The organism is Pontibacter aydingkolensis (assembly GCF_019443125.1).
Classification (GTDB): Bacteria; Bacteroidota; Bacteroidia; order Cytophagales; family Hymenobacteraceae; genus Pontibacter; species Pontibacter aydingkolensis.
In genome coordinates, this window is the sequence record NZ_JAHYXK010000005.1 from 225,685 (window position 1) to 245,939 (window position 20,255).

Below are 20,255 nucleotides of genomic sequence, written 5' to 3' on the forward strand. Positions count from 1 at the left end.
AACGCAAAAAGGCTAACTACATTAACAGACAGATACTTACAAAAAAGAGCAGTTGCACAAAATATACAAAAAGCGCTAACCGGTTGCGTTTTATAAAAGCTGCTTTCTGGAAGTATAACTGAAGTATAAATGCAACAATAAACCAGCCTACGTAATTTGATAAGGGTATATCGCTTTGGCTCCAGCTCCAAAAATCGAACCGCATGGCCACAGGTTCTATAAAATAATCGAGGAGAACCATTAAGCCGGCGCCAAGTATGGCTTTTGCAATCCAGTGCCAGTTACTGTAGTTGCTGATGTGGCCGGTAACGTAAACCAGCATAAGCCAGTTCAGCCCAATAAGCACGGGTACCTCCCAAACTTTTAAGCCAAGCGCCTGCCCGTAAGTATAATCTCCGAACAATAGGCCGGTATGCACTCCTACAACTTCTGAAAAATAACCGACGGCAAAAACAAGTATGGCGAAAAGTATGAATGCTCTGTTCCAGCTTCTATGAAAGGCAAACAACAGCGCATTGGTAAGCAGCAGATTCATGGGAGTGAGGTTTTGGAAATAAGCAGGTTCACCGCTAAATAGCAAGCCCCAAAAACCCACCGCATGAAATATAACCAGCACAGCCAATGCCAATGGCAGGCCATATTTGTTATACTTATACTTGCGGGTTATGTTCGCTTTTGTAGTAATGGTTTTAAGCATGTTTAGGTGTATTTACTACATGATGTACTGCCGGGGCCAGTTCACCAACAATTTTAGCGGATAACAGACACAAAGGTATGCCGCCGCCGGGATGTACGCTACCGCCGCAAAAGTATAAGCCTTTTAGCTTATTACTGAAGTTTGGGTGCCGCAGAAACGCTGCCATCCTGTTGTTGGAACTGCTGCCATAAAGCGCGCCACCAAAAGAAGAAGTTTTGCTTTCAATCAGTATAGGGTCAAGCACCCGTTCTTCCTCTATCAGCGGCGCTATATCCGTTTTTAACATCTTGTTCAACTTCTGCAGCACCGCCTGCCGGGTGTCTGCCGTCAACTGCTCCCAATCTTGCCCCTGGTTATGCGGCACGTTTACCATTACAAACCAGTTCTCTGAACCAGCTGGCGCCTCCTGTGGGTCTGCTTTGGAGGTAATGTTGATATATACCGTTGGGTCAGGGCTTATACTTTTGTGCTTGAAGATGTGCTCGAACTCCGTTTTATAATCCTGGCTAAAGAAAATGTTGTGCACGTGCAGCTCCGGGAAAGTGCGTTTTATTCCCCAGTAAAAGATAAGTGCAGAACTGGACCGTGGCTGTTGCAGCGTTTTCTCAGGTGCTTTCTGGTTTGGTAGCAGCCTGCGGTAAGTAGGCACAACATCCATGTTGCTTACTACCACATCAGCTTTATATTTAGCCTGGCTGGTTTCTAAGCCTGTTACACTTTTGCCTGAAGTTAAAATCTGCTTTACCGCCTCATTATACTTAAACGTTACGCCTAGTTCTTCTGCCAGCTTTACCAAGCTGGCTGCAATGGCATAAATGCCTCCATCCGGGTAAAATGCACCTATATTGTGCTCCAGGTGCGGAATTATGTTGAGTGTGCCTGGCGCCTGGTAAGGGTCGGAACCATTATATGTGGCAAACCTATCCAGCAACTGCACAAAACGGTGGTCTGAGAACTGCTTTGCGTTCTCCTGGTGCATGGTGGTGGTCAGGCCAAGGTCGGAGAGGCAACTTAATGCTTTCAGCACATCCGGGTTTATGTACGTATCCAGGCGGTGTAGTGATTTATGCAGAAAAGTATCTGCTGTGCCTTTATACAACTGTGCACTCTTAGCCAATGCATCCATGACTGCCTGCTCCGGCACGCCCAGCTGCTGGTTTACCTCTGCTGCAAATTTATCACCATTAGCATAAGCTTTAACATGGCTGCCATCAGCCCAGAAGTAATGGGTTATCGGATCAAGGCGGGTATAGGTAAAGTAATCGGATGGGTTACGGCCTGCCAGGGTAAAAAGCTCATCTACCAGGTGCGGCATGGTAAACAAAGACGGTCCTGCATCAAACCTGTACTTGCCCAGCCAGAACTCCTGCATTTTACCGCCGAAGGTTTCGTTGGCTTCAAAAACAGTTACGTCGAAGCCTTTTACAGCCAGCCGTATACTTGCTGCTATGCCTCCAATTCCGGCCCCGATAACGGCTGCTTTTGTCATAGTTAAATGTACGCAGTTTTATACTTTGTGCAGTAACTGTTTGAACAGGGTAAAGGTTTTAAAGATTTATACTTTACCGAACATCCTCCTGTAAACCGGCTTACGCATACCAAACTGCAGCCTCATCAGCGGATACATTAACAGGTCGAGCAGTTTAAATCCGGTACTGTAGGTAATAATATCGTGGATGATAGCGCCGTTGCCATGCTTTGTAACTAGGTGCTTGTGGTGCCACTGGCGCAAAGGAGGGGGCAACTCCTGACCTTGGTCAATAAAGTATGCTTCGGTGTCGGTTATACTTCTGTCCGTGATCAGGCTGGTCCATCTAAAAGACTTAAAGCCTGTCTGCAGCTCCACTTCTACCACGTCGCCGGGCTCAGAGCCATCAAACCTGATCAGCTTTAGCTTAGGATAGGGAGGAGCCAACTTCCGAAACAGCTGCTCATCGAAGGAATTGAATACCTTGAGGTAATCCTGGGCTACGGCTGTTTTCAGGTGGACCTTCATCTGGTGATTGTTGAATTGTTATTTTGCTAAATGGTTAATCAGTACTTAGCCCAGACGCTCGCAGGGCCTCCGGACACTTCGAGGTCTTTTATACGTCATAACCTCTTCTTCAAACAAAAGTTATACTTTCCCAAAACGAAAGCCGCTGCAATTTATACTTGCAGCGGCTTTTATACTTTCTGCTGAACAACAATTTAACAATTCAGCCATTCAACATTTTAACTCAACAGGTTATCAATATCCTCTTTTGTAAGGCTTTTGATAATGGTCTCGTCGGTGCTGATGAGGTCTGTTACCAGTTGTATCTTCCTGTTTTGCAGGGCCAGTATTTTTTCCTCTACGGTGTCTTTGGTGATAAACTTGTACGTAAATACTGTATTTCGCTGTCCGATGCGATGCGCTCTGTCTACTGCCTGTGCTTCTACAGCCGGGTTCCACCATGGGTCAAGTATAAACACGTAGTCTGCTGCGGTTAAGTTAAGCCCTACGCCTCCTGCCTTTAGCGAGATCAGAAACACCTGTATACTTTTATCATTCTGAAAACGCTCTACCTGCGCTTGCCTGTTTTTCGTATTGCCGTCCAGGTATGTATACGCTATTTCCTTTTCATCCAGAGACTTCCGTATAATTTCCAGGTGCTTCACAAACTGACTAAATATCAACACCTTATGCCCCTTGCCAACAATGTTCTTCGTCATCCTTAGCACCTCCTTCAGCTTACCCGACTCGCCTTCGTAACCGGCGTCTGTCATAAGTGGGTGGTTGGCTATCTGCCGCAATTTGGTCAGGCCCTGCAACAACATAAACTGGGTATTGCCCGGCCCATGCTCTTCCAGGTTTTTCAGAATTTTGTTGCGGTAGTATGATTTTGTCTCCTCGTAGGCATGCTCCTGCTCTTCCGTCATCTTACAGAAAGTGGTGTGCTCAATCTTCTCTGGCAGCTCTTTAGCTACCTGAGACTTATGTCTGCGAAGTATAAAAGGCTTGATAAGCGAGTGCAGTTTACGCGTTTTCTGCTCGTCCTTGTCTTTCTCTATCGGCTTTAAAAACTCGTTCCGGAAAAAATGCTGGTTGCCCAGTAAACCCGGGTTTATAAACGACATTTGCGCCCACAAATCCATCGTGCTGTTCTCTACAGGCGTACCCGTAAGTATAAGCCTGTGCCTTGATTTAAGCTCCCTAACCGAGCGCGATGTGTTGGAGTCCGGGTTTTTGATCGCCTGCGACTCATCCAGTATAATGTAATCGAAATAATAGGACTTAAGTAGTTCAGCATCCAGGCGCACAATGCCGTACGATGTCAGCACCACGTCATACTCTGAAAACAGCTCTACATTCTTTTCGCGGTAAGTACCGGTATAGTTAAGTATCCGCAGGCCTGGGGTAAACTTCTGCGCCTCGTTTATCCAATTATACACCAGCGAGGTTGGCATTACCAACAACGAAGCAGAATCAGCGCCGTTTTCTTTGCGATGTTGCAGCATGGCCAGTGTCTGTACTGTTTTACCCAAGCCCATATCGTCGGCAAGGCAGCCTCCGAACTTATAGTTCTGTACAAAGTGCAGCCAGTTGTAGCCTGCTTTCTGGTAAGGCCGCAATTCCCCATTAAAGCCCGCTGGCAAGGGCTGGTCTTCTATGGTTTCGAACTCACGCAGCTTTTCAAGCTTACGGCTCATAGTTACAGTAGCCAGATTGCCGTTCTGAAGATCGTTTACCAGTGCCATGTGATGCTTTTTAAGCGTTAACTGGTCTTCGCCCTCAGCAAAGGCAAACAATTCTATGTACTGCGTAAACCACTCTTCCGGGATAATAGCTACCTGCCCGTTTGGTAGTATAAACTCGTTGTTTTTGGTAAGGATGTGGTTTTTTAGTTTGATAAAGGGAATCTCGAACTCACCAAAGCGTACGGTACCGTAAATATCAAACCAATCGTTTTTCTCAGTAATGCCTACATCCAGGGTTATCTCACCTATAAAATAGTTTTTGCCGTTCTTCTCGGCTTGTTGTACGGTAAAACCCAGTTCCTCCAGCTCCTGCAAATTATTGTTAAGCCACGAGAATGCATCACTTTTATCCAGAACGGCCTGCCCATTCTTAACTTCCAGCGTGCGTTTGTTTAGTTCTTTTGCAAAATCCTTTTCACGGTTAAGGTCTCGTATCAGCTTATGGAAGATGTAGGAATCCTCTGTTTTCTCCATACTTACGCTTACGCGCTTTGCCTCCTGCGTTTGCACCAGGTGCTCGCCATACATAAAAGCAAGGCTAAATAACACTTTATTACCTCCGCGCTCTGCTCTATTTTCTCCATTTGATTTGGCTGTGGATGTATCTGTGGCCAGTATCTCTGAAAAGGTTAAGTATGGGCTTGGCTCATACTTTTCGCTTTTAATGTCAAAGCCTTTGTTAAAAACATCAAACGACTCTACCAACGGGGCCACGAACTTGCGGTAGTAGTTCTCCTCTAAAGAGCGCGGTATGGCTATAAACTTCTTGTTCAGGAAAGGTTGTAGCTTTTTGCCGTCTATAGGTTTATCAAAGCTGTACACAACATCATTTAGCATAAGCCAGGCCGGCTCATAGCAAACCAAGGATGCATTCTTATACTGGAACTCAAGCTTTTCGCCTGCATACCTTATTCTCGGGAAGTAGTGCGTGTTTTCTTCGTTGCGCATGAAATGGAACAGCACCGAGGCTTTTTCAGGAGCCAGCTGTATTCTTTTCCAGGTTGGTTCGCCGTCTTTGCCCATAATAAACGTTTGCTTATCGTGGCGCAGCAACTCCAGTATCTTACCCATACGCCCCTGAATGTAGTGGCTTATGTTCTCCTGCAGGGATTTATCACCTTTCTCAGGGTCGTATACTTTTAAGAAAAAATCGGCTGGCGATACTTTTTTGGCTGCAAAGCGCTTTAGCACTGCGTCCTGCTGTATTTGGTCTATGAGTTGTATCAGCTTAAAATCGTCGGCATCAAGGCGGGAGGCGAATTCATCGGCGTTTTTAGCAGATATATTCTGATGCTGTAGGGTAAGCTGACCTTTGGAGTTTATTTGAACCACAAACGATTCGAACAGGTATCCCAGATACTCATGTTCAAATAGTGAATAAATTACCTGAAAAGGCTGAGTGGTATAAACTTTCATGCCAAAGACAATTTTAGGACTTCAAATTTAGTCTTAAAATGGCTCATTTCCTACCAAAAAAATTGCTCTTAGCCTTTAATAAGCAACTATTGACTAAATTCTGAGCAAAACAGCGCTGTCTTCTAAAAGTTTTAAATCGCGCTTTATATTTAAGGATATTGTGTGAGGAATATGTACAGCTTGGCAGCCAACTTTGCAGAAAGGCTACCATCGGGAGCAGCAAGTATAATACTAAAGGCTACAGATTTTCGGTTACAGACATTGCTGCAGCTTTGCGTGCAGGCCTGATAGAAACAAGAAGAGTAATTACAATTATGGCCAGGCCCGTGAATACAAAGTCCTCAATATTCATTTTAACGGGGTATGCTTCTACTACTGAAGTAGCCATTCCCATACTTACCAGCCCAAACGTTTGCTGCAGGTTACAGATAAGCATGCCCAGCGTTAAGCCATAAGCTGCCCCGATAAACGCCACTAAAGCGCCTTCCAGCAAAAAAATGTTGCGAATGGTATTAGCTGTGGCACCCATAGAGGCAAGTATGGCAATATCTTTTTTCTTATCGATAACCAGCATCGACAGCGAGAAGAAGATGTTAAGCGATGCGATAAAAAGTATAAAAGCAAAGGTGATAAAAACGAACAGCTTCTCTACCTTAACGGCCCGCAAAAGACTAGTGTGTTGCTCATCGCTGTTCTGTATCTTAAACTCAGCACCCAGCAACTCCTGCAGCGAACGCTTTACCTGCTCAATCTTAAAGCCCTGCTCCACTTTTATCTCAAGTGCTGTGCGTCTTCGGCCATACTCCAGCAGCTCTTCGGCAAAGTTAAGGGGCACAAATACATAGGCATCGTCGTACTGCCGCTCTATGGCAAAAATACCTCCGGGAGTAATATTCAGGCTGTTAAAAGCTCCCTCTGGGTTTAACGGGTTAAATTTGGTATTGCGCGGGTATAGGAACTGCAATGGCACAAATTGGTTGTTTGGCCTTATAGAGAGCTGGTACTGCACGCCGCGCCCAATCAGCGCGTGGTAAGTATCATTATAGATCAATTCGCTGTTCCCCTCTACTACTGACTGGGGTATTTCGTTCTGCTGGAAAAAGTTTTCGCTTACGCCTTTTACTTTAACCACCATTTGTCTGTCGTTATAGCGCAGCAGGGCGTTGTCTTCTATCACCTCCGACACTACAGCCACACCGGGCATTTTCCGGATACGGTTCATAAACTCTGTATCCGTCTCAAACGACTTGCCCTCTACAGCTGTAATTTTAAGGTCAGGGTCGAAGCTTGAGTAAATCTCGCGGATAAGATCCTCCAGGCCATTGAAAACAGAAAGCACAATAATGAGTGCCGCAGACCCAACTGCCACGCCTATCATGGCAATGTTGGATATGATACTGATGATGTTCCTCTTCTTTCTAGAGAAAAAATATCGCTTCGCTATCAGAAAAGGTACGTTCATTTAGTTCGTTGTTTGTTAATCGTTATTCGTTGTTCGGATTTAACAATTAAACAATTTAGCAATTCAACAATTAAATCACTTCCAGGCTTTTACGATCAGGCCGGTGCCTGAGGCATGCTTTCCGTTCACGTCCATCCAGTTCAAAACCATACTTACCGGGAAGGTAAGTATGTAGTAGAATGGCAGTATCAGGAAGAATATTTTGGATGTATTGAGCATCAGCATTGGGTACTTCATAGACAGGCGCCAGGATATTTGCCCCGGCTTGCCATACGAATAACGCGCCTCCACTCTTCTGAAACCTGCCAGTTTTAACTTATCCTGAATTTCTTTTATGTTGTAACCGTCGCGCACATGTTCCTCGATAAAAGATGTTTCATGGTCGCCGTGCACATCTGACCCTCCCTGGTCTGATGGTGTAGAGATGACCAGCATACCGCCAGAGCGCAACGATGCCTGAAAATTTTTGAACACCTCCACATCTTCCAGGATATGCTCCATCACGTCCACCGAAAGTATAAGGTCATAGCTGTTGGGTTCTTTATACTTAACCAGATCACCGATCTTAAACAGCACATTGTGCCTTCCGATTGCTCGTATAAAGCAATTACTGTCAGATATCTGCTCTTCTTTAACATCTACGGCAAGTATACTCCACTTGCTGCTCATGCCCGACATGTAATAAGTATACTGCCCAAAACCAGAGCCTGCATCTAGTATGTACTGCTCTTTGTTTTTGCGGTTGGTTGCCCAATCGCGCAGTTCCTTATGCACATGCCATGTACGCAGCAAGAGCAGGTCTAGTAGATTGTAAAATATACGGCGAAGAAAAGGCGTTTTATTAAATACATCGCCAAGCACGCGCTTAATAGGGTCGTACTGCATAGGGTGAACTAAAGCTTATGCTTTTATTTGGTGTATATGTCGTCGTCTTCGTCTTCCTCTGGTGCCGGCGGTATTTCCAAACCAGAGAAAAGCTTGTCCATGTTGGCCGCGTACTCTGCAGTATCGTCCAGGTAAAACGTCAGCTCTGGTATAACGCGCACCTGGCTTTTGATGCGTTGCGCCAGATGGTGGCGTATTGTTTTGGCATTCAGCCTTACCTCCAGCAGCAGTTCCTGCGGGTTAGGGGCCATCATAACACTTAGGTAAGTGCGTGCCAACCCTAGGTCAGGCGATACACGCACAGTACTTACTGATATAAAAGCGCCCCCAAACAGATGCGGAACCTCACGCTGAAAGATGTCCGCCAATTCTTTCTGAATCAGGCGCGAAAATTTCTGTTGTCTTTTACTTTCCATACGAAGATGCAAATATCATATTAATTTCGCATTTTTACCCCAAAAGCGCCTTACTCATTTCGAGTTGGGCCAGTTTATAGTTTCTTCTAACTCTGTCTTTCCTTGATTAGTTACTTCCGAAGCATACTGCCTTCCCGACTGATCCTGCTGGTTATAATTTACCTTGCTATTCAGCTGCCTTTAATTTTATTGCGCCCTACGGCTACATCGCCAGAGTTGCTGCACATGCTGGTGGGCGAACGCCTGGCCGATGGCTTTAGCATGTACCGCGATGTGTTCGATAACACGGCTCCCCTGTCTGCCATGGTTTTCTGGCTACTTGATCTTTTATCCGGGCGGTCTTTTTTGGCCTACAGGCTTACAGCTGTTATACTTTTGCTATTGCAGGCCATACTTTTAAACGGCACCCTCAACCGGCACAACGTTTACGCCAGCAAAAACTACCTGCCAGCGCTTTTATACCTGGTGCTTGGCAGTTTGTCCTTTGAGTTTAACATGCTTACGCCACTTCTTATAGGTAACACCTTTATTATACTTTCGTTGCCTTATATTATTACACTATCTAAAGAGGGTTTTGATAACAACAGGCTTTTTGTGGGCGGGTTTATGCTTGGTATGGCTGCGCTGTGTTATTTGCCGCTGGCTATGTTTCTTATAGTGGGGGCTTTTGCTGTAATCTTTTTTGCATCCAATACCTTCCGTAGCTTTCTGCTGATGCTGTGTGGTTTTGCCTTCCCGTATGTAGTGCTGATGACCTATTACTTTTACAACGGAGCCTTATCTGAGTTTCTGGAGATGCACTTGTTCCGGCCATGGCAACTGGAGGTTGCCTTCCTGAGGCCCCCGGCTGATGTAGCTAAACTGATGGCCATACCTGCCGTTATAGCCATACTTTCTTTCATGAGTGCTTCATCGCTGCCACAGCGCCTTGTGTTTCAGGTTAAGTTTCAGCAGGTAATGGCCGTTTGGATGGTGGTTAGCTTACTGGTTATTTTTACCCGCGACGAGATTACAGTAGCTACTTTTATACTTGCTCTTCCGCCTGTTGCCTACTTCAGCGAGTTTCTGTTTACTTCAGGGCAAAAGAAATGGGTGCTCAATTCGATATTCCTGATTGCATTAGCCGGTGTGATCATACTTCGGTACCGTTCTGTTTTAAGTATAAACCAGTACCTGGCTTTAGATGAGTCTCCATTACTACTTACAGGTAGTCCCAACCCAATTGTTAGCAATAGCACGGTACTGGTGCTGGGTAAAGACCTGAATTATTATATTCACAATAAACCTGTTACCCCTTATCTTAACTGGGAACTTGCTCAGCGACATTTCGGAAACTTAGATGAGTATCTGGCTGTGTTTGAGATACATGAAAATTTTAAACGCGAAAAGCCAGCCTACCTGATAGACAAGATGGGATTGATGCCTGAGTTAAAGTATAAATTGCCAGCCGTTTTTGGAAATTACGAGCAGGTTGAGAGAGATACCGATATATACAGGCTAAAATAAAAATAGCTGCCTTAACAGGCAGCTATTTTATCAACTCTATTCTGGTGGCGGCCACCTTCAAATTTTGTTTCCAGAAAAGCTTTCACCATTTCTCTGGCTGTTTCTTCTGTTACAAAGCGGGCTGGTATACAGAGTATATTGGCATTGTTGTGCTCGCGGGCTAGTTTAGCCAACTCAGGTGTCCAGCAAAGAGCTGCCCGAACTTCCTGGTATTTATTCGCCGTCATGGCTACTCCGTTTCCGCTACCGCAGATGAGTATTCCAAGGTCTGCGTCGCCGGCTATTACTGCCTTTGCCAATGGGTGCACATGGTCCGGATAGTCTACTGATGCTTCTGAATCAGGTCCGAAATCAACGCTCTCATAGCCCAGTTCAGCCAGTTCCTTTTTAAGCATACTTTTATAAGTATAACCTGCATGGTCTCCGCCTATTGCAATCTTGTTTGCCATTATAAGGTGTTATTTTCGTTAAGTCGCTTCAAATCTTTTGCCCTGATCGATCTTGATATGCTAATACTTGCCTCGTACAGCAGCATCAACGGCATCGAGATCAATAATTGGCTAATCACATCCGGAGGCGTAATAATTGCCCCAATAATAAGTATCACAATAAACGCATGCCTGCGGTACAACTTCATTGTTTCAGCCGTGACCAGGCCAGCCTTTGTCAGGAAGTATACAATCACGGGCATCTCAAACATAAAGGCACATGCCAGGCAAAGCGTTGTTAACGTTGATATATACGAAGAAAGATCAAATTCATTAACAATAGTAGGGTCTACCTGATAACCTGCCAGGAAATTGATAGAGATAGGAGAGACTACATAGTAGCCAAACAGTAGGCCCATTGCAAAAAGTATAGACACAAAGAATACAGCCCCTTGTGAGTTTTTACGCTCCTGCTGGTATAGCCCTGGCTTTATAAATCGCCATATCTCCCAAAATGCATACGGGAAAGCACATGCCAGACCAAGTATAGCAGATACGAGCAAGTGCATTGTAAACTGTCCACTCATTTGCCTGCTTTGTATGGTGAATCCCATTTCTTTTATACACAGCACATCTGAGCCTATACTTTCTCCTATCTGGCACATAACCCTATAACTTAAAAAGTCAGGCCTCGATGGGGCAAGTATAATGTCATGAAACACGAAGCCTTTCGCGAGAAAAGCAATAATCCCAAAAACGAAAATAGAGGCTAGCGCCCTGATGATGTGCCACCGCAGTTCTTCCAAATGATCCACAAAGGACATTTCCTGCGGTTGCTCTTCATCCATGTATGGTTGGTCCATCAAAATGGGTCCTATTCTTAACTAGTAAGCGAAAAGCGGATAATCCTGCATCCACTTGTTTATTTCCTTGCGCACTTCGCTGATTCTGCTATCGTCATCGTGGTTTGTCAGGGTAGCATCTATTAATTCCACTATGCGGCTCATGTCGTTTTCTTTTAAGCCACGGGTAGTGATGGCTGCTGTTCCCACACGCATACCAGACGTTACAAACGGTGATTTGTCATCAAACGGCACCATGTTCTTATTGATGGTGATATCAGCTTTCACCAGCGTGTTCTCTGCCAGTTTTCCTGTTAAGCCTTTCGAACGCAGGTCGATCAGCATCATGTGGTTGTCTGTGCCGCCAGAGATAATGTTATAACCACGCTCAACAAAGGCCTTTGCCATTGCCTGTGCATTTTGCTGCACCTGTTTTACATACGCCAGGTAATCATCAGACAGAGCCTCGAAGTATGCCACAGCTTTAGAAGCTATTACATGCTCCAAAGGGCCGCCCTGCGTTCCCGGGAAAACCGCACCATCCAGTACAGACGACATCATGCGCGTTTCTCCTTTTGGAGTTTTCAGGCCAAATGGGTTTTCAAAGTCTTTACCCATCATAATCATACCACCACGTGGGCCACGCAGTGTTTTATGTGTGGTAGTGGTAACGATATGGCAGTGCTCAAACGGGTTATTCAATAAGCCTCTTGCAATCAACCCAGATGGGTGAGAGATATCAGCCAATAATAAAGCACCTACTTCATCGGCAGCCGCGCGCAGTTTTTTATAATCCCAGTCACGGCTATATGCCGAAGCTCCGCAAATGATAAGTTTTGGCTGCTCACGGCGGGCTGTTTCTACTACTTTATCAAAATCAATGAGACCAGTTTCCTGCTCAACGCCATAAAAAGATGGCTTGTACAGTTTACCAGAAAAGTTTACAGGTGAACCATGCGTTAAATGACCTCCATGCGAAAGGTCAAACCCTAGTATCTTATCACCTGGCTGCAACACTGCTAGCATAACAGCAGCGTTTGCCTGTGCACCTGAGTGCGGCTGTACGTTTACCCACTCTACGCCAAACAGTTCTTTGGCCCGGTCAATAGCCAACTGCTCCGACAAGTCGACAATTTCGCAACCACCGTAATAACGTTTGCCAGGCAACCCCTCGGCATACTTATTGGTCATTACGCTACCCATGGCCTGCATTACCTGATCCGAAACAAAGTTTTCAGAGGCAATTAATTCTATACCATGTGTCTGTCTGGCTCTTTCCTTTTCTATCAGGTCAAATATCGCTGTATCTCTTTGCATTGCTTATGTTAGGTTTTATGCGTTCAAAATTAAAGTATGCCCCGCAATAAACCAATGTTTCAGGTGTTTATCTACGATGGATGCTCTCAGGCAGATTTAGGGCTTTGCAGGTAATTTAAGAAAACAAAAAGCCGCTCCTGCTTAGTAGAGGCGGCTCTTTGAAAAACTATAAAAGTATAATTACTGCTTTATGAACTTTACCTGGTACACCTTTCCGCCAAGCTCAATGGTTAGTATGTACATTCCCTTTTCTAATGTATCAACCATAGGTAAGTCTAACTCATTTGGCCCTTTTAGCACGATAACATCTCTACTATAAATGCGCTTGCCTGCTAACGAGCTCAGGTGCATGCTTGCTTTTACACTTTCATTTGAGTTAAGCACTAGCTTTGATCTGCTGTTAACCGGATTTGGCACCACTTTAGGCTGTGTTTGTTCCTTATAAGCTGAGGTTTCAATTGCCACTATATTGCTATAACTGGAAGTACCGTCAAAGTCTACCTGCTTAAGGCGGAAGTATAGCGTATTCCCGTAGTTAAGCAGAAGCTGCTGGTGTTTGTAACTTGTAGCTGTAGAGCTGTTTCCTACTTTACTTGCAACTGTGGCTACTTTTGTAAAGTTATTCAATGACCCAACAGCCATTTCTATCTCAAAGTGAGAGTTATCCTTTTCAGCTGCTGTTCTCCACTCAAATACTACATTCCTGTCTTTAGGCTTGGCTGTAAAGAAAACTAACTCTACAGGCATTGGCCCAACAGCTGTAGCATTAATAGCCAAGGTATTGCTTGTTGATCCCTGTGTATGTATAACAGACCCAGTATGAGGACTTCCCGCCGCGGTTTCTGCCAGTGGAGCATACCTTACGTAAATTGTGGTAGCATTAAGCCTGTTGTTTGATACACCAGTCAAGTCTAAAGATCGGCTATAGACACCATCCAAAGCAGTTGAGATTGTAAAGGGACTCGTCGCATCACTAATATTAAGTGATACTGCAACTCCATTTGTTAAGCCTTGTCCACTTACCTGATATTGTTGAACTTCAGTGCTGTTAGCAGGCACATCGGTAAAGCTGATTGTGTTGGGGGTAATAGTAATATATGCGTTAGTAATGGTATATGTTGCAGAACTGTAATCAGATCCTCCTGATGCTATTACTCTTATTCTGCCGGTAGTTGCAGTAGCAGGGACTGTTACCCACAGTTCTGTATCGCTTATGACTGAGAAGTTAGTCGTACGAGCTTGATTTATATATATATCTGTTGTCCCAGTAAAATTCTGCCCATAAATTTTTATAGTAGTGCCTATAGGACCTGAAGATGGAGAGAAAGAATTGATTATAGGGGAACCTTCAACAGTAAATGTACCTGAGGAATATCCTTGCCCATTAATAGAACGAACTACAATTGATGCAGAGGAGGCCATATAAGGAACTTTGACTTTAATTTCATTTTCCGTCACAGATAAGAAAGCATTCGACTCTACAGTGCCACTTCCTATATATACATGAGTAGCTCCAGCAAAATTTTGACCTGTTATAGTTATTACATCGCCCACACGTGCAGAGCTAGGATCAAAAGAATTTACAACAGGAGCACCTTCAACAGTAAATATACCTGAGGCAGTCACTTGCCCGTTAAGAGTTGTCACAACCACCCTACCTGTAGAGGCTAGCGCTGGAACTCTCACCCGCAGCTCCGTATCACTTACCATTTTAAAGTCAGTGGTCGAACCAATCCCTATACTTACTTTAGTTACATCCTTAAGATTCTGCCCATTAACTGTTATTTCAGCACCCACGGGACCCGAAGATGGAGTAAAACCGCTGATTGTTGGTGCACCTGTGACTGTGAAATTTGTAGAACTTGTCACTTGCCCATTAAGAGTTCTCACGACCACTCTACCTGTAGAGGCTAGCGCTGGAACTCTCACCCGCAGCTCCGTATCACTTACCATTGTAAAGTCAGTGGTCCATCCATTCCCTATATACACCCTAGTTACGTCCTTAAGGTTCTGCCCATTAACTGTTATTTCAGCACCCACGGGACCCGAAGATGGAGTAAAACCGCTGATTGTTGGTGCACCTGTGACTGTGAAGTCTGTAGAACTGGACCCTTTACCACTGCTAGACCATACTTGCAACTTGCCTGTGGCAGCATACTCATGTACCCTTAGCCTTATTTCTGTATTACTAACAATTGTAAAACTGGCTCCCATTAAACTTCCTATAAATACAGAAGAAGCATTGTTAAAATTAGTTCCCTTAATTATTAACTCATCTCCAACTCGGCCTTCAGAAGGTGAAAAAGAGGTAATAGTAGGAGCAGAGCTTTGTGCTTGGCTATCAACTACAGCACATAAGATGAGCATGCATTTTAACAGTAGTATTGCAAGCAGCTTGCTTTTACGAAGGTGAGCGTAAAGTTGTGCCATAGCCGTTTTTATAGTGTAAAAGTTCTTTCTTAACTGCAAGGTTTAATAATGTTCACAAAATAAGATAATTATTATGTGAAATCAGCAACTTTATATTAAAAATTTCGTAAACGGCTTCTACTAAATATAAAAATGTGTAAATCATATATATAAAAATGTATATGATTTTTTATGTTTAAATCTTTCTTAAAGCTAACAGAACATAGGTTTGTATCTATCTGATTACACTTTTAGCGTCAAACGATAGAAGATATCGCTTTCTTTCCGAAAGCGTATACCTTGACTTCACACTTGGCTATCTATTGACACAGACTCTCTAATAATCAAACAGTTAATTTTTAGTTTTTAGAAGTATTAGCCATAGGTTACTAGCTTTTGCGTGCTACTGCATAAGGCCTGTCAACGTTTGGAAGTATAAACAATTCCTGCGAATCCAGGTCTAGTGCAACAAGGTTACCAAATGCGGCATTTCTAAAGTACACGCATCCTGCATCGAGATTAATTCTGGAGTCTTGGTGGTAAGCTGCTTTTTTTATACTATGCAAAGGAGTAGGAGTATGCCCATGCAATAAACGCTTGTTATTAATCTTGGCCCAGTCAATTTTATAATTGCGAATGTTCAACATTGCATCAGTATCCTTAAAGATATCTTTCTGATTAAAATCGAAGCCTGCATGCACTAAAAAGTAATCTGGCAGCTCTAAATAATAGGGCAGGGATTTGATAAACTGCACATATTTTTCAGGCAATTGCTCAAAGTGACTTATATTAAAGCTCTTTAGAGTCAGCTTTTTTTCTGGAGCGGTAAGGCTCAATGCCTTTTCTCCTTTTTTTGAGGCCTGTAGCAGCATCTGATCATGGTTACCGCGCAGGCAGAAAACCTGATAATGCTGTTTCTGGAGGTGAAGTATAAAATCAATGACGCCTTTGCTGTCCGGCCCTTTATTAACCAGATCTCCTAAAATATATAACTCATCTGTTTTTTTGAGCTTTAGCTGTTCCAATGCCATAGTTTTAAAGGTATGGGCACAACCGTGTATATCAGTCAGGGCGTATCGGGCCATTGCGGTACAGGCTAGGTGTAAGCAAATATAAAAGAAAATAGCACCCGTTTATGCAGGTGCTATCTCTGTAGTGAGCGTTAGGTAACGCTTAATTATATTTATTGTTATCTATTTCCGGCTTGTTAGTGTTCCGGTTAGGGTTGTTAGTTTTAAGATTTTCCCCTGCAGCCTTGTCCGGCCCCTCAGTATGCTTCTTCTTTAGCTCTTCATGCTGTGCCCTTGTCTGATTTGGGTCAACTGGCTTGGCGCCTGCATTTTTGTCCTGGCCTCTGCCTGTAGGTTTTCCTTTATTTTCAGAGCTTGGTTGTGTGTGCTTATATGATGGCATAATGTCCTCCTTTGTATTAGTTACTTAATTAAATTTACGTACCGCGACCTTCATCTTCGGTTCGCATATTGTCTGGCGGCGGCGTACCGTCATCGGCATAATCGTTTACGCCAGTTGCGGATGGTCCTTCAGAAGCAGTGTCGCTACCAAAGCCTTCTTTACCGTCGCGGTTACCGAAGCCACCTCGCTGGTGTTCGTTTTTTGGCGGATCTGCCCCGGGTATGATATGCCCGGCCCTCATTTCCTCTTCGCTGGTGTCGTCTTCTATTACTCGTATGGGCCGCTTATTAGGTCCCTGGCCTTGCAACCTCGTCTCGTTATCTTTATTTTCAGCCATAGTGCTTCTTGTTTTAAATCATGCCCTTTAAATGCTTCAATTTTTATTGTTTTACTCTATTTTATGGGCTATGGTTTAACTCTTTTTTAAGAACCAACCTGTTCACCGCCATTCACATGTATAATTTGCCCGGTTATATACGACCCATCCTCAGAAGCCAGCAACACATAGGCCGGAGCTACCTCGGAGGGTTGCCCAGGACGCTTGAGGGGAACGTTGCTGCCAAACTCTTTTACTTTTTTAGCGTCGAATGAAGCCGGAATAAGGGGAGTCCAGATAGGGCCGGGGGCTACACCATTTACTCGTATGTTTTTTTCGGCCAGATTAGCCGACAACGATCTGGTAAAAGCAGTGATGGCCCCCTTAGTAGAGGCGTAATCCATGAGGTGATGGCTGCCGCGATAGGAGGTAACAGAGGTGGAGTTGATAATACTGCTGCCCTCTTTCATGTGCTCCAAAGCTGCCTTTGTTATGTAAAACATGCTAAAGATGTTTGTTTCAAATGTTTTCTGAAGTTGATCTTTTGAAATGTCCTTCAGGTCCTGTTGTTCGTGTTGCTCTGCCGCATTATTTACGAGTATATCCAGTTGGCCCAGTTCTTTCACAGTTTGCTTCACGGCTTTTTTACAAAAGGCCTCATCGCCAACATCTCCGGCTATCACCACACATTTACGACCTTCTGCTTCGATCATTTGCTTTGTAGCGTCTGCATCTTTGTCCTCATCCAGGTATACGATGGCAACATCCGCCCCTTCGCGGGCAAAATGCACAGCCACGGCACGGCCAATACCACTGTCTCCGCCTGTTATCAGGGCTACTTTTCCTTTTAATTTGTCGCTGCCTTTATAGTTATCACGTATTACCTCTGGCTCAGGATTCATTTTATACTCGTTTCCTGGCTGGTCTTTCTGTGTTTGGGGCGGCATAGACTTAGGTTTCTTATCCATAGTTTTCATAGCTTTATAGTATAAATATGCATTTTGTATTGCTCTAGCCTATACGCCTGTTTTTCAGGCTGTGTTCTTTCAGAGCTACAAAGTCAAACAAAAGCAGCAGCAGAATAGACAGTAAACCAGTCTATCTTTAAGTATAAATTTATTAAAAAACTATGTGGAGAGAAGAAGATAACATGCTAAAGCGATCGCTTAAGTTTAAGGATTTTAAACAAGCTATGACATTTATGAACCAGGTGGCCGAGGTGGCCGAAGAATTAAACCACCACCCATGGTGGAGCAATGTATACAATAAAATAGAGATTGAGCTTACTACACACGATGCCGGTAACACTGTTACCGAAAAGGACTTTGAGCTGGCTCAGAAAATCGACCAGATTTACGACAGTTTAATTGTTGACTGATACTTTTACAAAGTATAAATGTTGATCTCTTTTTAGACTACTGCGTTAGGGTTTTATACTTTAGCCAACAAACAATCAGCAATTATCAATCAACAATTAAGTAGTATCTTTGGGCTATGCAGGAACCTGAGAAAACCAATTTATACTTAGTGCCAACACCTATTGGCAACCTGGAAGATATAACCTTGCGGGCAATACGTGTGCTGAAAGAAGTGGATGTTATACTTGCCGAAGATACCCGCACCAGCGGCAAACTGCTGCAGCACCTGGGCATTGAAAAGCGCATGCATAGCCACCATCTGCATAACGAACACAAAGCCACTACGCACTTAGTAGACCGTATGAAAACAGGGGAGGTGATGGCTTTGATCTCTGATGCCGGCACACCGGGCATATCTGACCCTGGTTTTTACTTGGTGCGTGAGTGTCTTAAAAATGATTTGAAAGTAGAATGTTTACCTGGTGCCACAGCCTTTGTTCCTGCACTGGTAAAATCCGGGTTTACTACCGACAGATTTACATTTGAGGGTTTTCTGCCTATAAAAAAGGGACGCCAGACACGCCTGCAGAGTTTAGCAAACGAAGAACGCACCATGATCTTTTATGAATCTCCTCACCGCCTGCTAAAAACACTTACGCAGTTTAAAGAATATTTTGGCGGAGAGCGCATGGTCTCTGTTTCACGTGAAATATCCAAGATGTTTGAAGAAACCATTAACGGGACTTTAGACGAACTTATCCATATTTTTACCACCAAAGCGATTAAAGGCGAGTTTGTAATTGTACTGTCAGGAGAGAAGGCTGGCAAAGCATCAAGCGCCGAATAAAGTATGAAAGGATTCTTTAAAAAGATTAGCCTGTTTTTACTGTTGTTATTTTTCGCAGTGCAGGCAAAGGCACAGTTCGAAGGGTTAAGCATTTCACCAGAGGCTAAAATCAGTTTGATCACCTGCTCCAGCGGCGATGATCTGTATGCTGTATTCGGCCATAGTGCTGTTCGGGTTCAAGATCCGTCTCTGGGTATGGATGTGATCTTTAATTACGGCACCTTCGATTTTAATGAGCCTAATTTTTATCTGAAGTTTGCACGTGGTAAGCTTAACTATAAATTATCAGCAGCGCACTTCCAGGATTTTGTGTACAGCTACGCCCAGGACAACCGCTCAGTGTTCGAGCAGGAATTAAACCTTACACCTGAGCAGAAGCAGAAATACTGGCTGTTTTTAACGAACAATTACCTGCCAGCAAATCGCTTTTATCTCTACGACTTCTTTTTTGACAACTGTGCTACCCGCATACGCGATGGCCTGGAAGCTACTTTCCCGGACCAAATAAAGTATAACCTCGATTACCTGGATAAAAACTACAGTTTCCGGAACCTGATCGATCTATACTTGCCGCCGCAGCCTTGGGGAGATTTTGGTATCGACCTGGCCTTAGGAGCAAGAATTGACCGTGAAGCAACTCCTTACGAATACATGTTCCTGCCGGACTACCTGTCAGAGGGTTTTGAAAATGCCACCATCACGCAGAACGGGCAGGCAGTACAGCTTACAGGAAAACAGGTGCCGGTTTTTGTGCAGGAGCCACCAACAGAGCAGCCCTTTTCGCTGTTTACTCCAACTATACTTTGCTGGATACTTTTTATAGTTGCCGCAGTTGTTACTTTCCTTAATTTTAAGAAGGGCAGCCGCTCCCGAACATTTGACTTTATACTTTTCTTTGCCGCCGGTTTGCTGGGCATTGTTATGCTGCTGCTTTGGTTTGCCACCGACCACCAGGCAACAGCCTATAACTTTAACCTTTTGTGGGCCATACCTACACATGTTGTAGTAGCGTTTTTACTAGGCAAGAAAGTATTACCTACCTGGGTGAGAAAATATATGGCCATAACAGGATTAGTAACCGGTATACTTACTATTTCGTGGTGGCTGATACCTCAGGAGCCTCACGCCGCTTTTATACCATTGGGTTTAACCTTGTTCCTGAGAGCCGAGTATATTGCCTGGTTTGAGAAGAAGAAAGAATTAGTAACCGCCAAAGCATAAAC

General features: G+C 44.1%; 19 protein-coding genes. 4 read left to right on the top strand and 15 right to left on the bottom strand.

Annotation, left to right across the window (positions count from 1 at the left end):
* Positions 1-16: 16 nt before the first annotated feature.
* From K0O23_RS08600 to K0O23_RS08630, 7 genes are all read right to left on the bottom strand, one after another.
* Complete coding sequence (locus tag K0O23_RS08600; RefSeq protein ID WP_219877006.1) at positions 17-697, bottom strand: carotenoid biosynthesis protein; 681 nt, start codon at positions 695-697, stop codon at positions 17-19.
* The gene (gene crtD / locus K0O23_RS08605; protein ID WP_219877007.1) at positions 690-2,186 is read right to left on the bottom strand and encodes a 1-hydroxycarotenoid 3,4-desaturase CrtD; all 1,497 of its coding nucleotides are present in this window, start codon (positions 2,184-2,186) and stop codon (positions 690-692) included. Before crtD ends, K0O23_RS08600 begins: the two co-directional genes overlap by 8 nt.
* A 66-nt stretch (positions 2,187-2,252) precedes the next feature.
* Positions 2,253-2,693, bottom strand: coding sequence for an SRPBCC family protein (locus tag K0O23_RS08610; RefSeq protein WP_219877008.1), 441 nt, complete (start codon positions 2,691-2,693; stop codon positions 2,253-2,255).
* 218 nt (positions 2,694-2,911) lie between these two features.
* Positions 2,912-5,833 carry a DEAD/DEAH box helicase gene (locus K0O23_RS08615; protein WP_219877009.1) on the bottom strand — a complete coding sequence of 974 codons (2,922 nt, stop codon included), beginning with the start codon at positions 5,831-5,833 and terminating at the stop codon, positions 2,912-2,914.
* 238 nt (positions 5,834-6,071) lie between these two features.
* Positions 6,072-7,295 carry an ABC transporter permease gene (locus tag K0O23_RS08620; protein WP_219877010.1) on the bottom strand — a complete coding sequence of 408 codons (1,224 nt, stop codon included), beginning with the start codon at positions 7,293-7,295 and terminating at the stop codon, positions 6,072-6,074.
* A gap of 75 nt (positions 7,296-7,370) precedes the next feature.
* Positions 7,371-8,180, bottom strand: coding sequence for a class I SAM-dependent methyltransferase (locus K0O23_RS08625; protein ID WP_219877011.1), 810 nt, complete (start codon positions 8,178-8,180; stop codon positions 7,371-7,373).
* Positions 8,181-8,203: 23 nt separating this feature from the next.
* On the bottom strand, positions 8,204-8,596 hold the full coding sequence (locus K0O23_RS08630; protein ID WP_219877012.1) for a ribosome-binding factor A: 393 nt from the start codon (positions 8,594-8,596) through the stop codon (positions 8,204-8,206).
* Positions 8,597-8,698: 102 nt separating this feature from the next.
* Here K0O23_RS08630 and K0O23_RS08635 point away from each other — a divergent pair, with 102 nt between their 5' ends.
* Positions 8,699-10,102 (top strand): hypothetical protein, encoded by a 1,404-nt coding sequence (locus K0O23_RS08635; protein ID WP_219877013.1) that lies wholly within the window; start codon positions 8,699-8,701, stop codon positions 10,100-10,102.
* An 11-nt stretch (positions 10,103-10,113) separates the two neighbouring features.
* Here K0O23_RS08635 and rpiB read toward each other — a convergent pair whose 3' ends face one another.
* From rpiB to K0O23_RS08675, 8 genes are all read right to left on the bottom strand, one after another.
* Positions 10,114-10,551, bottom strand: a complete 438-nt coding sequence (gene rpiB / locus K0O23_RS08640) for a ribose 5-phosphate isomerase B (protein WP_219877014.1) — start codon at positions 10,549-10,551, stop codon at positions 10,114-10,116.
* Entirely contained in the window at positions 10,551-11,393 is an 843-nt protein-coding gene (gene tatC / locus K0O23_RS08645; protein ID WP_246596997.1) for a twin-arginine translocase subunit TatC, read from the bottom strand. Before tatC ends, rpiB begins: the two co-directional genes overlap by 1 nt.
* Positions 11,394-11,414: 21 nt before the next feature.
* Positions 11,415-12,689 carry a serine hydroxymethyltransferase gene (glyA, locus tag K0O23_RS08650; RefSeq protein ID WP_219877015.1) on the bottom strand — a complete coding sequence of 425 codons (1,275 nt, stop codon included), beginning with the start codon at positions 12,687-12,689 and terminating at the stop codon, positions 11,415-11,417.
* A gap of 180 nt (positions 12,690-12,869) precedes the next feature.
* Entirely contained in the window at positions 12,870-15,119 is a 2,250-nt protein-coding gene (locus K0O23_RS08655) for an IPT/TIG domain-containing protein (protein ID WP_219877016.1), read from the bottom strand.
* Positions 15,120-15,487: 368 nt separating this feature from the next.
* Positions 15,488-16,183 (bottom strand): metallophosphoesterase family protein, encoded by a 696-nt coding sequence (locus tag K0O23_RS08660; protein WP_219877017.1) that lies wholly within the window; start codon positions 16,181-16,183, stop codon positions 15,488-15,490.
* Positions 16,184-16,271: 88 nt separating this feature from the next.
* Positions 16,272-16,511: a hypothetical protein gene (locus K0O23_RS08665; RefSeq protein ID WP_219877018.1), complete on the bottom strand. Its 240-nt coding sequence runs from the start codon at positions 16,509-16,511 to the stop codon at positions 16,272-16,274.
* A 34-nt stretch (positions 16,512-16,545) separates the two neighbouring features.
* The gene (locus K0O23_RS08670) at positions 16,546-16,848 is read right to left on the bottom strand and encodes a hypothetical protein (protein WP_219877019.1); all 303 of its coding nucleotides are present in this window, start codon (positions 16,846-16,848) and stop codon (positions 16,546-16,548) included.
* Positions 16,849-16,934: 86 nt separating this feature from the next.
* A complete protein-coding gene (locus K0O23_RS08675) occupies positions 16,935-17,804 on the bottom strand; it encodes an SDR family oxidoreductase (protein WP_219877020.1) in 870 nt (289 codons plus the stop codon).
* Positions 17,805-17,956: 152 nt separating this feature from the next.
* On the opposite strand from K0O23_RS08675, the gene K0O23_RS08680 reads away from it, so the two are divergent.
* From K0O23_RS08680 to K0O23_RS08690, 3 genes are all read left to right on the top strand, one after another.
* On the top strand, positions 17,957-18,205 hold the full coding sequence (locus K0O23_RS08680; protein ID WP_219877021.1) for a 4a-hydroxytetrahydrobiopterin dehydratase: 249 nt from the start codon (positions 17,957-17,959) through the stop codon (positions 18,203-18,205).
* Positions 18,206-18,321: 116 nt separating this feature from the next.
* Complete coding sequence (rsmI, locus tag K0O23_RS08685; RefSeq protein ID WP_219877022.1) at positions 18,322-19,032, top strand: 16S rRNA (cytidine(1402)-2'-O)-methyltransferase; 711 nt, start codon at positions 18,322-18,324, stop codon at positions 19,030-19,032.
* Between the two features lie 3 nt (positions 19,033-19,035).
* Positions 19,036-20,253 (top strand): Lnb N-terminal periplasmic domain-containing protein, encoded by a 1,218-nt coding sequence (locus tag K0O23_RS08690; RefSeq protein WP_219877023.1) that lies wholly within the window; start codon positions 19,036-19,038, stop codon positions 20,251-20,253.
* Positions 20,254-20,255: the final 2 nt, after the last annotated feature.